The 14,520-nt window shown below is 41.0% G+C and carries 12 protein-coding genes; 4 read left to right on the top strand and 8 right to left on the bottom strand.

Annotated features, from left to right (window positions below; genetic code table 11):
- Positions 1 to 18: 18 nt before the first annotated feature.
- Entirely contained in the window at positions 19 to 1,008 is a 990-nt protein-coding gene (locus BJN41_RS06605) for a lysophospholipid acyltransferase family protein (RefSeq protein ID WP_004971822.1), read from the top strand.
- Here BJN41_RS06605 and BJN41_RS06600 read toward each other — a convergent pair.
- From BJN41_RS06600 to BJN41_RS06590, 3 genes are all read right to left on the bottom strand, one after another.
- Positions 965 to 3,400 carry a DNA internalization-related competence protein ComEC/Rec2 gene (locus BJN41_RS06600; RefSeq protein WP_070154102.1) on the bottom strand — a complete coding sequence of 812 codons (2,436 nt, stop codon included), beginning with the start codon at positions 3,398 to 3,400 and terminating at the stop codon, positions 965 to 967. The genes BJN41_RS06605 and BJN41_RS06600 overlap by 44 nt on opposite strands.
- Before the next feature lie 133 nt (positions 3,401 to 3,533).
- Positions 3,534 to 4,217, bottom strand: a complete 684-nt coding sequence (gene lolD / locus BJN41_RS06595) for a lipoprotein-releasing ABC transporter ATP-binding protein LolD (RefSeq protein WP_019837944.1) — start codon at positions 4,215 to 4,217, stop codon at positions 3,534 to 3,536.
- Positions 4,210 to 5,445, bottom strand: coding sequence for a lipoprotein-releasing ABC transporter permease subunit (locus tag BJN41_RS06590; protein ID WP_070154100.1), 1,236 nt, complete (start codon positions 5,443 to 5,445; stop codon positions 4,210 to 4,212). The genes lolD and BJN41_RS06590 overlap by 8 nt, the downstream gene beginning before the upstream one ends.
- Before the next feature lie 26 nt (positions 5,446 to 5,471).
- Here BJN41_RS06590 and BJN41_RS06585 point away from each other — a divergent pair, with 26 nt between their 5' ends.
- Positions 5,472 to 6,044 (top strand): PilZ domain-containing protein, encoded by a 573-nt coding sequence (locus BJN41_RS06585; protein ID WP_070154098.1) that lies wholly within the window; start codon positions 5,472 to 5,474, stop codon positions 6,042 to 6,044.
- A gap of 64 nt (positions 6,045 to 6,108) precedes the next feature.
- Here the strand turns inward: BJN41_RS06585 and BJN41_RS06580 are convergent, their stop codons facing one another.
- Together BJN41_RS06580 and BJN41_RS06575 are read right to left on the bottom strand one after the other, a co-directional pair.
- A complete protein-coding gene (locus tag BJN41_RS06580; protein WP_070154096.1) occupies positions 6,109 to 7,020 on the bottom strand; it encodes a DMT family transporter in 912 nt (303 codons plus the stop codon).
- 12 nt (positions 7,021 to 7,032) lie between these two features.
- On the bottom strand, positions 7,033 to 7,500 hold the full coding sequence (locus tag BJN41_RS06575; protein WP_070154095.1) for a YaiI/YqxD family protein: 468 nt from the start codon (positions 7,498 to 7,500) through the stop codon (positions 7,033 to 7,035).
- A gap of 237 nt (positions 7,501 to 7,737) precedes the next feature.
- Here BJN41_RS06575 and BJN41_RS06570 point away from each other — a divergent pair, with 237 nt between their 5' ends.
- Positions 7,738 to 8,670, top strand: a complete 933-nt coding sequence (locus BJN41_RS06570; RefSeq protein WP_070154094.1) for a hypothetical protein — start codon at positions 7,738 to 7,740, stop codon at positions 8,668 to 8,670.
- Positions 8,671 to 9,155: 485 nt separating this feature from the next.
- A complete protein-coding gene (locus BJN41_RS15615; RefSeq protein ID WP_167562399.1) occupies positions 9,156 to 9,296 on the top strand; it encodes a hypothetical protein in 141 nt (46 codons plus the stop codon).
- A gap of 91 nt (positions 9,297 to 9,387) precedes the next feature.
- Here BJN41_RS15615 and serC read toward each other — a convergent pair whose 3' ends face one another.
- From serC to gyrA, 3 genes are all read right to left on the bottom strand, one after another.
- Positions 9,388 to 10,467 (bottom strand): 3-phosphoserine/phosphohydroxythreonine transaminase, encoded by a 1,080-nt coding sequence (serC, locus tag BJN41_RS06565; protein ID WP_070154092.1) that lies wholly within the window; start codon positions 10,465 to 10,467, stop codon positions 9,388 to 9,390.
- Positions 10,468 to 10,638: 171 nt separating this feature from the next.
- Positions 10,639 to 11,082 (bottom strand): DUF3887 domain-containing protein, encoded by a 444-nt coding sequence (locus BJN41_RS06560; RefSeq protein WP_227515221.1) that lies wholly within the window; start codon positions 11,080 to 11,082, stop codon positions 10,639 to 10,641.
- Positions 11,083 to 11,165: 83 nt separating this feature from the next.
- Positions 11,166 to 14,168, bottom strand: coding sequence for a DNA gyrase subunit A (gene gyrA, locus BJN41_RS06555; RefSeq protein WP_070154090.1), 3,003 nt, complete (start codon positions 14,166 to 14,168; stop codon positions 11,166 to 11,168).
- Between the last annotated feature and the right edge of the window lie 352 nt (positions 14,169 to 14,520).

Below are 14,520 nucleotides of genomic sequence, written 5' to 3'. Positions count from 1 at the left end.
TCAATTGATGCTGTCGTTATGACCGAACCTGCACCGACAACGGCTTTATCGCGCCTGCTTGATTTTGTCAGTCGACAACCTTTAACAGTTGCGCGTTTTTTTGCAAAATCCTTGGCTTTTTTGGTCAATACACTGCGTTTGAGTAAAACCTCTCAAACCATTCAACTCAATCTACAAATTGCGCTTCCTGAGCTGAACTCACAACAACGCGAACAGATTACCCAGCAAGCAATTCGTAACGAACTGACCTCTTATTTTGAGTTTTTTCATATTTGGGGATCAAGCAATCAAAAAAATATTCAAAGAATCCATCAGGTACATGGTTTAGAACTATTACAAGATGCACTGGCTGCACAAAAGGGTTTGGTCTTAATTGTGCCGCATTTTGGCACTTGGGAAATTATGAATGCGTGGATCGCTCAATATACGCAAATGACCATCATGTATAAACCTGTCAAAAACCCTGCGGCAGATGATTTTGTGCGCCAAGCACGTAGCCGTGAACAGGCACATTTAGTCCCAACAGATGAATCTGGGGTACGTCAAATTTTTAAAGCACTCAAACAAGGCGGAACCACTGTCATTTTGCCAGACCATACCCCAAATATAGGTGGTGAGATGATTCCTTTTTTTGGTATTCCGTTGGAATCGAGTAATTTAAGCGCCAAATTGATTCAGAAAACTAAAGCAAAAGCTTTGTTCTTATATGCGTTAAGAAATGCAGATCAAGGCTTTGATATGTATATCGAAGCGATAGATGAGCACATTTATCAGTGTGATGCCAATGCAGGGACAGCTATTATTCACCGTGCAATTGAAGATTTGATCCGTCGTTATCCTACACATTATCACTGGAGTTATAAACGCTATAAAGCCCATCCAGATTTACGCGGGGTCTATCATAAACCTGTGCAAGAAGCCTTGGCAGATGTGCAGGCTGTACGTGCCCAGACACAGAACCAAACTAACGCTGCAACCACAATTTCTGCTGCCGATACGGCTGTATAAGCATACGCTGTTGTGCATCTACAGAAAAACGTACGCTGCCCTGTTGTATGGTGTTCATGAACGGAATATTGAGCGCAGCCAAGCGTTGCTGAACTAAAGAACTAGGATGTCCATAACGATTATCAAAACCTGCAGATGCCACGGCCAATTTGGGTTTAAAATGTGCTAAAAAATCGTAGGCAGAGCTGTGCTTACTCCCATGATGCCCCAAAATTAACACATCCACTTTTAAATCAGGGTATTCCTGCAATAACTGATATTCAGTTGCCCAGCCTGCATCGCCCATCACTAAAAAATGCCGATAAGGCTGTGCGGATGGCACTGAAATATACAGCACACATGACAACTCATTTTGTTGCTGTGCGGCATAGGGTAATTGACTAAATTTGGGAGACAAAACCTGTATCTTTACCTGATGCGGTAAAGACCACCGCTGCCCTTGCTGACACAAATTAAATTTTGTATTTGCAGTCACATCTACAACCTGATTGGCAAAGACATGCTGAATCTTGATTTCATTTTGAAGATAAGGAAGAGCACCGCTATGGTCTTGGTCTAAATGGCTTAAAACCACCTGATCCAGTTGCTTGACACCATGCACCGCTAAAAATGGACGTAAAATTTGCTGTCCAATACTAAACTTACTTTCATCATAAGATCCACCCACATCAATCATCATGTTGTAATGACCTGAACGTAAAAACAGCGCTTGCCCCTGCCCTACATCTAGTACGGTCAATTCAAATGGTTGCCGTTGGCTATCGACTATAATCAGTGGAATAAAACACAAGATTGCCCAAGCTTTAGGCAATACCGCTTGTGGTAAAAACAGCATAAATAAGCCTAGACAGAGACAGACATATACCGCTATAGACATCGACAAAGTGTGTAGCCTTGGCGCAAAAATCGTTTCCATTCCCTGAAAAATCAAGCTTAATAAAGCCACGAGCAGATCATTTAACTGGAACAGCACCGATGCCAAAGGTTCAAAAATAAAAAAGAAAATTCCTGCCAAAATATCTAAAGGCACAATCAGCATACCAATCAATGGAATTGCGATAATATTAATAAGCGGTGCAATCCACGCCACTTCTTTAAAAAACACAATCACCAAAGGAAATAAGGCAATAAAAATTTTCCATTGTGATTCAATTAAAATTTTGCTGGCATGTTTTAGTTGCTGCCAAAGATTCAGGTCTATGCGAGGTTGCTCACTCAGGCTTTGATAAATACGCAGCAGAATAAAACATGCACCGTATGACAACCAAAAAGCAGCAGACAGCACACTTAAAGGATCAAACCATAGCAATAATGCAGCACTATAAATAAGTAAGGCAAAACCTTGAAGCTTCTGCTTCATCACCAGCATCGCTGTAACGAGACTGCACATGAGCAAGGTTCTTAAGGCAGGAATTTCAAAACCAACAAAGGCGGTATACAGCAATACACAACTTAAAAATGGCAACATGAGCAAATATTGTTTAGGCATCCACAAATACCAATGCGGACGATAACACCGAATAAGCTGATGCAACGCCCAACAGAGCATGCCTGCAAAAATCAGCACATGCGGTCCTGAAATTGCCAATAAGTGACTAATTCCAAAACGCTGAAATTGCGCTTCGATTTCTGCATCTAATAAGCTTTTATCTCCTGTAAGAAGTGCAAGAATGAGACCTGGGTGCTGCAAAGGTTGCTGATGAATAAACAAACGAATTTGATAACGCTGCTGTTCAATCCATAAACGAAATTTTGCCCATAACGTTTGTTGTGCACGCCAATGTTGTGTAAAGCCCATGGCATAGATTTGTTCTGGCGGAATGAGCTGAACCTGCTCCACCCGAAAACCACTCATGATATTTTGTTGTAAATACCATCGCTCTACATCAAATGCCCCTGCGGTGGCATAACTATGTGCTGGGCGAATTTTTCCACTTAATTTGTAATAGTATCCAAGTTCTAAATTTTGCCCATGATCTACTTGGGTCTGAGCTAAAGTCGCTAACCAGGTCACTGTTTGAGGATGTCGGCTTAACACCTCGATCTTTTGTGAAATGCCGTTGTCATTCAGTTGATTTAACTCTCTGACATAAACTACAACTTCGGTAAATTCAGGATTTAGCTCGCGCCATTGTAAACGCTGCTGCATCTGAGTATCGGCATAGATCAAGCCGAGAGCATAACTCAAAACCCCTGCTACACCAACATTCAAACATTTCCAATAAATTGAAGATAAGCGAACTTGCAACAAATACTGCGCGATGACACAGCATAGAATCAGTAAAACCATTGCACTGGGCATGGCAGTCAGAAGATGTATTGGAAAAGAAGAAGAACGTATTCCGACACAGGCGATTCCAATCACCCAAGTCAATCCCATCAATTGCAGCATGAATATTAGACTTATTATTTTTATTAACATGCATCATAAAGCCCACCGAAGTGGGCTTCAACAAAACAATCTTATTCAAGCAATTTATTGTAAACGCTATCACTTTTGAATGCGTTTACCAGCTATGCTGCTCTTAAGTATCTACCCAAATACCATCTTGCATGTGCAAAATTGTATCGGCAGATTTTGCCAGCTCCTCATCATGGGTCACAATCAGCATTGCCATGTTAAATTCACTGCGTAATTCACGCAGCAATTCAAAAATTTTAACTGCAGTTTTACGGTCCAAGTTTCCAGTGGGTTCATCGGCAAGCATAAGTGCGGGTTTCGCCACCAATGCACGTGCCAATGCGACACGCTGACGTTCCCCCCCAGAAAGCTCACCGGGTTTATGGGTTAAACGATGCGATAAACCGACACGCTCAAGCAGATACTCTGCTTGTGCCTTCACCTCTTTATAATTTGTACCCGCACGTAACATTAACGGCATCGCGACATTTTCAAGCGCACTAAACTCAGGTAATAAATGGTGAAACTGATAAACAAAACCGAGGTATTGATTACGCAAATAACCACGCTCAGCTTCGCCTAAATTGTCAAAACGCTGCCCATTTAAAAATACTTCACCTGTACTTGGGCGGTCTAGGCCACCCAAAACATGCAACAAGGTACTTTTACCCGAACCACTTGCTCCAACAATCGACACAAACTGTCCTTGCTGAACTTTTAAATCTAAACCACGAATCACTTCAACAGTGGTTTTGCCATCGGTAAAGTGTTTAGAAACTTGCTTGGCTTCCAGAACAATATTACTCATAACGCAATGCCTCTGCTGGTTGAATTTTCGCGGCACGTAACGCAGGATAAATCGTCGCCAAGAAACTTAAAATTAACGACAAACTTACAATCACCACCACATCCTGCCATCTTAAATAGGAAGGTAAGTAGTTGATAAAGTAGGCATCAAATAAATTTAGCCCTAATGCATTGTTCAGCCATGCAATAAAACTACTAATACTAGACGCAAAAATAATCCCCAAGATCGCACCTGAAACTGTGCCAATAACCCCAATGACCGTACCTTGCACCATAAAAATTTTGGTTATCGTACTTGGTGATGCGCCCAAGGTTCTTAAAATCGCAATATCCGATTTTTTATCAGTCACGACCATCACTAAAGACGACACAATATTAAATGCAGCCACCAAAACAATCAGGAATAACAATAGGCTTACCATGGCCTTTTCCATTTGAATGGCGCTAAACAAGTTGCCGTGAGTATACGTCCAGTCTGAAGCATAAAAGTTAGCAGGTAACTCTTGCACAATATCTCGAGATACTTGTGGTGCAGCAAAAATATCATCCAGTTTTAGACGTACACCTTGCGCACCATCGGGTAAACGCAGCAAAGTCGAAGCATCATTCAGGGCGATATAACCCATCATTGAATCAACTTCTGCACCAATACTAAAAATACCAACTACTTTAAAGCGTTTAAAACGTGGTACAACTCCTGCAGGTGACGGCGTCGCTTCAGGTAAAACCAAGGTGATGCTGTCATTTAAGCCCAAGCCTAGGGCATCGGTCATTTGTTTACCCAAAACAATACCAAATTCACCCTTTTTCAGGTTATCGATACTGCCTGCAACCATATGGTTTTGAATGATGGATACTTTCTTTTCGTATTCGGGTTCAATTCCCGTGACCATAATGCCCGACACTTGCCCTTGTGCGGTCAACATGCCTTGCAATTGCGTGAATGGCGCAGCACCAACAACATGCTTATGCTGCTCAACTTTCGTTGCAAGTTCTGGCCAATTTGTTAAAATTTGCGTTGATGAAACAGTGGCTTGAGGTATCATACCTAAGACACGATTTTTTAACTCACGATCAAAACCATTCATCACCGAAAGTACGGTAATGAGGACGGCAACACCTAAAGTTAGACCGATCATCGAAACTAAGGCAATAAAAGAAATAAAGTGGTTACTGCGCCGAGCGCGCGTATATCTCAACCCTATATATAGCGAGATTGGTTTAAACATACCATCAAAGTCCGAGGTAATACATTATGGAAAATTTACAGCATCAAAGCGTCGCGTCTGATCGTCGAGTCCTGTCACGAATTGATGCTGCCCTGAGAATCAATTACCAGATCATTTCTGAAGATGTTGCGTTAAATGACCCTTACGATGCTAATTTTGTTTTACCGCGTTATTTTCTACTACTCGCAGAATTAGATCAATTTGATCATGCATTAAACTACGAATTAGAACAATTAACTGAAAAAGATCAACAAATTGCACGAATCTTATCCTTATTCAACCAAAAATTAAACCTTATTACAGGGTCTTTATACGATACAATTGTACAAAGCATGTTACCTGTACCTGAACAGATCAATTTTTCAGAAAGCGGTTTAAGTTTTTATAGTGAACGTGAATTAAACACTGGAAGTTATATTCATGTCACGCTCAGCCATCCTGAAAACTTTTTCCACATAGCCGCAACGGCGCAAGTGGTTTACAGCCGTGAAGAAGAAAATGGTCAGTATCGTACCGGGGCGTATTTTATTACTTTATACCCTCAGGACCGCGTCAAGCTTGCTGAAGTTGTTGCTTTACAACAAACGCAATCTAAATAAAATTCATCATTTCTGCATCTTCGCGTATACAAAATTAGGTGGATGACACCATCTTTGCCAATCTTTAAGATGGTGTTTTAATTTTCCGTGCTAATGCCCGACTCGCTTTAAGATCACGATAAAAATACAGCACCAAGCCTGACAATAAAATCAAAGCGCCCAAAAAAACCATAACCGACAAAGCTTCTTGATTGAGTAGCGCACCAATTAACAAGGCAATCATTGGCGTCATAACGGTGGTTAAAGATAAAGTGGTCGCCTGAATATTCTGTACCAATTTAAAATAACAAAACATCGCAATCAAAGAAGCCATGATCACGGTATAAAGCAAAGCTACAATAGATTTAAGACTTGGCAAGCTAGTCGGTATAAATGGCCAAATAAAGGGCACAATACATAAAGCCGCAATGGTCGATACCAAGATGGAACCTGTTGCCTGTGCTACAGGTTCAACCTGCGCATTAATTTTTTTCACCCAAAAAATTGATACAGTGTAGGTCAGTACACTAAACAACATTAAAACAATACCCAGAGGGTGCACATGCTGTGTTTCGCCACCAAAGCAGATAATACCAAGCCCTAAAATGGACACTGTCATCCCAATCCATTGAATACGTGCCAAATGCAACTGAAACACAAACCGACCAATCAACCCCGCCATAATAGGTGTTAGACCAAACATCAGAGCAATAATACCTGAACTTAAATAAGCGGTGGCAAGGTAGGTAAAAATTTGAGAACCGATCAGACTAAATGAGCCTGCCAGATAACTATGCCACGCTTGTAGATGATGTGGAAATTTCACTTTTAACAGCAGCAGTAAAATAACCGCTAAAGGCAAAGCAATGAAAAAACGCAGCACCAAAGCCCAAAGCATGTGTAAATCTGACACGCTCCAAACAATTGCTAAAGGCGTCGTTGCCCAAATGAAAACCAATAAGGCATAAGTCATCATAATATTGGTTTTAGAAGGCATACAGGACTCGTATTAAGCAGTTTTACGTTTTTGCTTTTGAATGGTTTGGTCTAAACTACTTGAAAATTCGCGTTTATCACGTTCTGAAATAGGTGCTGGCCCGCCTGTTTGTACGCCTGCACCACGCAACGTATCCATAAAATCACGTAAATGCAGACGCGCTTTCACATTGGCAACGGTATAAATTTCACCCCGTGGATGAATCGCAATTCCACCTTTTTCAATCACTTGTGCTGCCAATGGAATATCCTGCGTGATCACAATGTCGTGTTCCTTCATGCGATCTATAATTTCCTGATCGGCAGCATCAGCACCATGCATCACTTGAATAGAGTTAATCCGTACCGAAGGCGTAATCCCCACCGATTGATTAGCAACAAAAGTAACTTCAAGCTGGTAACGATCTGAAGCACGTAAAATGACTTCTCTTAGAATTTTAGGCAATGCATCTGCATCAACCCAAAGTTTAAATGGCAGCACTGTACAACCCTGATAATAATCTGCGACTAGTGTATCAAACTCATTTAATTGCAGTATGTTTAAAATGCTCAGAATTGCATGTTAAAGTGTAGATAAATGGATTTTGTTGTGCTGTATAGCTATGCACAACCTTTGCAAATGCAGTTGCAAAACATGAAATTTTAGCCAAAGACTTGAAAAATCGAAATAACCCTCGATCTAAGAGTAAACAAAAGAACCTAACATCTCAAAGTGCTTATGAACAATCAAAATAGACCAGAAATCATCCGCATTGAAGATCAGAACTTCGGCAGCCATGTTGAACATTGGAATTTACTCACGGATGAACCCTGCACCGAAGTTCCAAAATGGTTAGGGCTGGCTCTAGATGCACCAATTATGCCAATGGGTTTATGCCGTCATGAAGCAGAAATGGATCAAAGCACGTGGCTAATTCAAGGCCCAAGCCAACAATCGATTCAATTGATGCAAGTCATTGCGGTTGAAAATAACAAACCACAAGCTGTAAAAACTGCCTTCCCTTGCTTTGAAAGCCCTTACAAAGTTGAAGCTAAAATTGAACGTATCATTAGTTGCAAATCTAATACTCAAGCGGTACTTCGACTCAATTTAGGTAACAATAGCATTGTCTATGCTTTTGATAGTTTATACAGTGTTAACCATCAACAATACCTAAAAGATCAAAGCTATTGGGTGCACTTAAACGCCTGGGCATATGAACTAGAGGCTGTTGCTGAAGGTGAACAATTAGTAGTTGATGATCCTGCTTCGATTAAACATCACCGTGCGCTGAATGATATTTTAGCGGCAAATGATGGGATCGCTCCTGCCAATCTGCAAGAACAAATTGATGCATGGCAACCTAAGTCTGAAGATGATAAAGCACCTGTAACGGTGGATTTTTCTAAAATGGTCGCATATTTATATGGCGAAAATATCGGTCAAGAAGATGAAGCATGGTTTCAAGGCAATGTTGTTGGTAAAAGCAGTTTTGAATTCATGAATCAAACCTATACTGTTTATGATGTCACTCTAATTCATGATGAAAATCAGCCTGCAATTTTAATTCGTCTTGCAACTAAAAATCCTGCGCATCAAAACTTCGAAATTGGACAATACATTCGTGGCAATATTTGGGTTCAAGCCAACATTCATAATATAAAACAGTAGGTTATTAAAAATAAATCTTAAAAATGCTTTCTAAAGAATAACCTTATATTTACTTCCTCTCATCCTAGCCTTCTCCCTCGGGAGAAGGAACTGTCAATACTTATTTCACTGATGGCTTATGATTATTTTTTGATTTATGAAAAAGTGCTATTGATAGTGTGAATATATTGATGCTTATTTAAGCATTTTAAATTCAAAAAAATACAGTTATCCACAGTTTTAAATTTATTATAAATTCAAAATCAGCCATATTTTAAATCGAATATGTGGGTAAGTTTTTTAAAAACCAAAACATATCAGCCAAACACCGTAGATAATCTGAAAGCTTTGAATGGTGCAGATTTTGAAAATCAGCATAGATGTAATTTATTATTGGTAGATATTATATTTAAAATAAAATTAGTACTTTATTTAATCAATTTTTTATGCTAAAAATATAGCCGTATTTAAATATTTAACGATAAATAGATCGGAAAATAATATCTATGAAAATCGTGCAAGAAGAAAACTTACAGCATGTTGAACATCAACTTGAGCAACGCTTTCAGCTCGACCCGATGTCTTGTCTATTTTTTGCATTAGGCATGCTGCTCTCCGCCTACGGCTTACACTTTTTTGTGTTCTAACCTTTACTCACTCACAAGCCACTATAATATCTTACCTATTTCTAAAAAAACCCAGCTAATACAGCTGGGTTTTTGCTTTCACCACTTTCTATTAACCATGACGTTTTGCAAAGTCATCCATAAAGTTAACCAAAGCTTGTACGCCTTCTAATGGCACTGCATTATAAATACTTGCGCGCATACCACCTACAGAACGGTGACCTGCCAGGTTCAACAAACGGTTGTCTTCAGCTTCTTGCAAGAATTGTTTTTCTAGTGCGGCATCAGCCAAAGTAAACGGAACGTTCATAATTGAACGGTTTGCGCTATAAATTGGATTCGCGTAGAAATCGCTTGAATCGATATAACCGTATAACAGTTTCGCTTTTTCTAGGTTAGCTTGATGAATCGCATCTACTCCACCGTTTTGCAATAGCCACTCAAATACTAAACCAGATAAATACCATGCATAAGTTGCAGGTGTATTCACCATTGATCCGTTTTTCGCCTGTGCTGAATATTCCAAAATGCTCGGAGTTTCAGGCTTGGCTTGATCAAGTAAATCTTCGCGTACAATCACGATGGTTAAGCCTGCTGGGCCAATATTTTTTTGCGCACCTGCATAAATTAGACCAAATTTAGAGATATCTAAAGGTGCAGATAAAATGCTTGATGAGAAATCACATACTAACGGCTTGTCCGTTTCAGGAATATTGGCAAACTGTAAACCACCAATGGTTTCATTATCTGCATAATGCACATAGGCAGCATCGCTCGATAAGTTCCATTGGCTTTGTTCGCTAATGGCATGCTTACCTTCAATCTGAATGCCTGCTTCAACGACATGAATATCGCCATAGCGCTGCGCTTCTTTTAAAGCTTTTTCAGACCAAATACCCGTATGGATATAATCTGCCTTATTATTTTTACCCAACAAATTCAATGGAATTGCAGAAAATTGTAGCGATGCACCACCTTGCAAGAACAATACTTTGTAGTTCTCAGGAATATTCATTAAAGTGCGTAAATCTGCTTCTGCCTTTTCTGCAACTGCCACATAGTCTTTGCTACGATGGCTCATTTCCATAATGGAAAGTCCCTTGCCATGCCAATCTAGCATTTCAGCTTGGGCTTTTTCTAAAACGGCTGTAGGTAATGCAGCAGGACCAGCACAGAAATTGTACGCGCGCATGATTTTTCCTTATCTATGTGAAACACAATAAAATGATGGCATTTAACCACATCTTGCCCTGACTTGCATAAAATTATTTCAATGCCAAGTGGCAGATGCAGTCATAAAATCAATCTTAATCAATTTTCGCACAATGTACATTTTGACATCAGCTATGCACAATAAATTTATTTACTCACCAAAGACCTGAATATTTAAATTCCGAATTTTAGGTTGATTCTTTGCGGTTAGCGCATTTATTCCCTCATCAAAACTGACATCGTATTGCACCAAGTTTTTAGGATAGGCAATTTCATAGCTGACTTTGTATTGCTGACTGTGATTGGCTTGCTGCTCAATTTTCTTGATCATTAAGGTGCGGGAACGCTCTGTATCTTTAGGAATGGCACTAGTGAATTTTTTCATGACCCGTTGATTCTCCTGAAAATACTGTTGTAACTCAGGTTCTAAATGTGACAAAAATTGCTCGTATTGCCCCTTTTGTAGGTCGGTATATGCTGAGAATGCAACCTGTTGTTGTGCTTCTGTCGGTTCAGGCACATTGTCTTGTACCTGACCACAGCCTGCTAAACTTAAAATTGTAGCGCATATTACACATCGTATTTTCATCGTCATGTTTATTTCCATTTATGCGGCATAAGAAGAAGGACGCCGAAGCGTCCTTAATTCATGCAATGCGAGCATCTTGCGCTCACACTTTAGTCAGTTGAGTTTTGATCATCTAAAGCAGCTTCAGTTAGATTGTTTTCTACTGGAGCATCTTCCGCTTGCACATCAGCAGCTGCAGGAGTTTCTGATGATTCTGCATTGAGCGCCTCGTCCAGTAAATCATCCTCTTCTTCCACAGCTTCAATCGCCTCTACGCCCACCAATGTTTCGTTTTCACCTAAGCGGATTAAACGCACACCTTGTGCATTACGACCTGTTTGTGCCACTTCAGAAGCGCGAGTACGCACTAATGTACCGCCATCAGAAATCAGCATCAGCTCTTTGCTTTCATCAATCGCAACTGCACCCACCAATTCACCATTACGTTCAGAGGTCTTAATGGCAATCACGCCTTTACCGCCACGTTTTTTGGTTGGGAAGTCATCTACAGGTGTACGCTTACCATAACCATTCGCCGAAGCACACAAAACTTCGCCTGTTTCTGGTACTACAACTAGCGATACAATACGACTGATGAGTGCTGAATCTGAATTATCTTCATCATCGCTATCTACTTCTGCATCTTCGACATCTTCAACTTGCGCTGAACCAAAGCTAACACGCATACCACGTACACCTTTTGCCGCACGGCCCATTGAACGTACATCGGTTTCAGCAAAACGAATGGCTTTACCCTCATTAGAGAACAACATAATTTGCTGTTCGCCATCGGTAATTGCAACACCAATTAAGGTATCGTCTTCATTTAATTCAATGGCACGTAAACCATTCGAACGCACGTTACTGAATTGTTCCAATTCAACACGTTTCACTGTACCCGATGCCGTTGCCATAAAGACATAGAAGTTTTTACGCAAGGCTTCTGCTTGTGATGCAAATTCTGCAATGATTTCATCATCTAAATCGGTTGCAGAAAGCTCTACACCCAATTGTTTCAATTGCACACGTAATGCGTCAGATAAATCATCTCCATCTGCTAATTCAGCAAATGCTGCTTCTAATTCTGCATAATGTGCAGCAATGATTGCGTTGGTTTGTAGATGTGCCGCATTGGCTTTCACAAAACTACGGAAATCGGCCAGACGCTCTTTGAATTTCTTCGGTGCATCAATTACTGGCAGAATCGCGGTAATGGTTTCATTGGCATCTAATGGCAACAGGTTGACCATTGGACGGCCTTTCGAACCACGTGAAGCTTGTGGCACTTCAAATACTTTCAGGCGATAGACCTTACCGACATCGGTAAAGCACAGTACGGTCGCGTGGTTCGAGGTGACAATCAGATGCTGGATATAATCATCTTCTTTCATGCTTGTGGCAGACTTACCACGACCACCACGGCGCTGAGCCTGATAATCGGACAATGGCTGAGTCTTGGCATAACCGGATTGTGAAACGGTTAACACCACCTGCTCTTCAGGAATTAAATCTTCACGCGAGAAGTCGATGCGGGATTCAACAATTTCAGTGCGACGTGCATCGCCATATTGTTGTAAAACTTGCGCCAGCTCTTCACGAATCACCGCCATCAATAAATTAAAGTCATTTAAAATAGCGGTGTATTCAGCGATTTGCGCCAGAATTTCAGAATATTCTGCATGTAACTTGTCTTGTTCCAGACCGGTTAAGCGGTGTAAACGCAGTTCCAGAATCGCACCGACCTGCGCTGGAGAAAGACGGTAAACATCTCCACCTAAACCAAATGGACGGCTTAAATCTTCACCTTCAATTTCATCTGGGCGAATAGACACGGAACCAGCTTTTTCCAGCAATGCCACCACACCACCAGCGGCCCATTCGCCAGCCTGTAAACGCTCACGCGCTTCGGCCGGGTTGGCAGAAGTTTTAATGGTTTCGATGATGGCATCAATATTCGCCAAAGCAACGGTCAGACCTTCCAAGATATGACCGCGTTCACGTGCTTTGCGCAGTTCATACATGGTACGGCGAGTCACCACTTCCTGGCGGTGACGGATAAACGCAGCAATGATGTCTTTCAGGTTCATCAGTTTTGGCTGGCCGTTGTCGAGGCAGACCATGTTGATACTGAACGAGTTTTCCAGCTGCGTGTTCAGGAACAGGTTATTGACGATGACTTCGGCGTTCTCACCACGTTTCAAGTCAATCGCAATGCGCATACCGTCTTTATCGGACTCGTCACGTAACTCCGAGATTCCTTCCAGTTTTTTCTCTTTAACCAGTTCAGCAATACGCTCAATGGTTTTGGCTTTATTGACCTGATAAGGAATTTCAGTAAAGACAATGGTGGTACGACCAGATTTCTGGTCTTCTTCAAAATGATATTTACCACGGATATGCAAACGGCCTTTACCGGTACGGTAAGCATCGACAATGCCCGATTTACCGTAAATGATGCCGCCTGTTGGGAAGTCTGGACCACTGATGTGTTCCATCAGGCCTTCAATGCTGATATTCGGATTATCGGCATAGGCCAGGCAGGCATTAATCACTTCGGTAAGGTTATGCGGTGCCATATTGGTCGCCATACCCACCGCAATACCTGCAGCACCATTGACCAATAGGTTTGGAATACGAGTTGGCATTACTTGAGGAATACGCTCAGAGCCGTCGTAGTTATCTTCCCAATCGACGGTGTCCTTTTCTAAATCGGCCAGCAATTCGTGGGTAAGTTTGCGCATACGGACTTCGGTATAACGCATAGCTGCAGCACTATCGCCATCAATCGAACCGAAGTTACCCTGACCATCGACCAATTGATAACGCAAACTGAAATCTTGCGCCATGCGAACAATCGTTTCGTAAACTGCAAAATCACCATGTGGGTGATATTTACCGATGACGTCACCGACTACACGGGCAGACTTTTTGTAAGCTTTGTTGTAGTCATTGCCCAATTCGTGCATTGCGAATAGCACACGGCGATGCACAGGTTTTAGACCATCTCGTACATCTGGCAGCGCACGTGACACAATCACACTCATCGCATAGTCTAAATACGAGTGCTTGAGTTCATCCTCAATGGCAATCGGTCTAATTTCCGATACGCTCATGCATACTCCTTATTCTGCAAACAAATTTTGCTTGCATTTTATATGTCGTAAAACTTGCAAATGATTAGCCTGAAATGCAGGCTAAAATAAAAACTAGCGAAAAATTATAGCATAAACGCCTGTGTTTTTGTGCTTTAGAGATGATCTTAATCTTGTTAATTTACTTAAATTTAATGGTGGTTTTTTAGGTAAATCATATTCACACCCAAGAAACAAAAGTGCGTCATATTTTTAAGCGTAACGTCAAAATATCTTCAGCATCCGCGTGCTCAATATGTACCCACATATACGATTAGTTCACATGATGCACTTATAGCTAATCACTGCGTCTAAATTAAAAATACAACGAAAT

Origin of the sequence: Acinetobacter towneri (assembly GCF_001758345.1) — a bacterium.
In the GTDB taxonomy this organism is placed as follows: domain Bacteria; phylum Pseudomonadota; class Gammaproteobacteria; order Pseudomonadales; family Moraxellaceae; genus Acinetobacter; species Acinetobacter towneri_A.
The sequence above is the reverse complement of the archived record's forward strand: the minus strand, read 5'-3'. Positions and strand labels throughout refer to the sequence as shown.